Source organism: Haloferax profundi, assembly GCF_001469865.1.
GTDB lineage: Archaea > Halobacteriota > Halobacteria > Halobacteriales > Haloferacaceae > Haloferax > Haloferax profundi.
Window position 1 is genome coordinate 1 of record NZ_LOPV01000689.1, and the last position, 1154, is coordinate 1154.

Here is a 1154-nt window from a genome sequence, read left to right on the forward strand (position 1 = left end):
GATTTTGAACACAGAATTCTACGACGATGACGACCCGTCGAGATAATTTGGAATCTGGAGACGACTACCCCACACTTATCCCACGGATTTATGCCAACAGTATTGTCATTGTCTAATTACATTCATGTATACTGAACAGTTTATCACAACCCTCGGCAATCAGCCGAATTCGGTTTACGGGAATTGTTATGAGCGATAAGGGGACGAAACGAATCACACAGCGACTTGTCGCGGTGATTCTAACATTTTGTGTCCTTACTTCAGGAGTTGTGGGTGTTGTTTCTGTTTCAACACCTGTTGCAGCAGCGTCCCAATCAACTTCGGTTTCGACGTGTACGACGATTAGCCAGCCAGGGGTGTACGATATCACGGCGAATCTCACGAATAGTTCGGCAAGTTGTCTCGATATCGAGTCGGATGACGTAGTTCTGAATGGGAACGGCCACACAATCACCGGCAACGGCTCTGGAGTCGGGATTGCTGTTGGAAACGGCACGGCCATCTCCAACGTAACCGTACGTAACGTGACGGTTGATACGTGGAGGACTGGTGTTCGTCTCAACAACACCGATGAGTCGACGTTAGACTCGGTTACCTCGACGAATGCGTCACTGCTCGGTATGCAGATTGCACTGGGCAGCGATCGTAACGAGATTGTCGAATCTACCGTTGGTGGCAGTCCAAGTGTTGGCTTCGCAGTCACAGCGTCGAACGAGACAGTGATTCGGAACTCCTCGGTTTCGGATACCGCGATATCAGCGCTCTACACGAATGGTTCGTCAACGACGACCCAGGCATACAACCTCTCAATCGGCAATTCGACGTCATCATCTCGCGTCGACATCGTTGGGACAGACGTTGATGTCCAGACGGTCTCTTCGCCTCCTGTGGATCCCACAGACGTGACCAATATCTCGAAATACGTCCATGTCTCACCAACGGGTAACGAATCGACAGTCGACATTACGCAGTACTACACGGATGCAGACCTTGGTGCTGTGAACGAATCGTCGCTCACGATGTATCGATACGACGGCAACTGGTCGACAGTCAATGCGTCCATGTCTCCGATTCACAACATGGACGAAAACTGGATGATTGTCGAAGGCCCGAACGAGTATGGAACGTTTGCGCTGATGGGAACCGCTGAGACA

At 50.6% G+C, this 1154-nt stretch carries 1 protein-coding gene; it reads left to right on the top strand.

Going from position 1 to position 1154, the window contains the following annotated elements:
* Positions 1 to 188 precede the first annotated feature (188 nt).
* A partial coding sequence (locus AUR66_RS21540) for a right-handed parallel beta-helix repeat-containing protein (protein WP_157533249.1) occupies positions 189 to 1154 on the top strand: 966 nt, incomplete at its 3' end.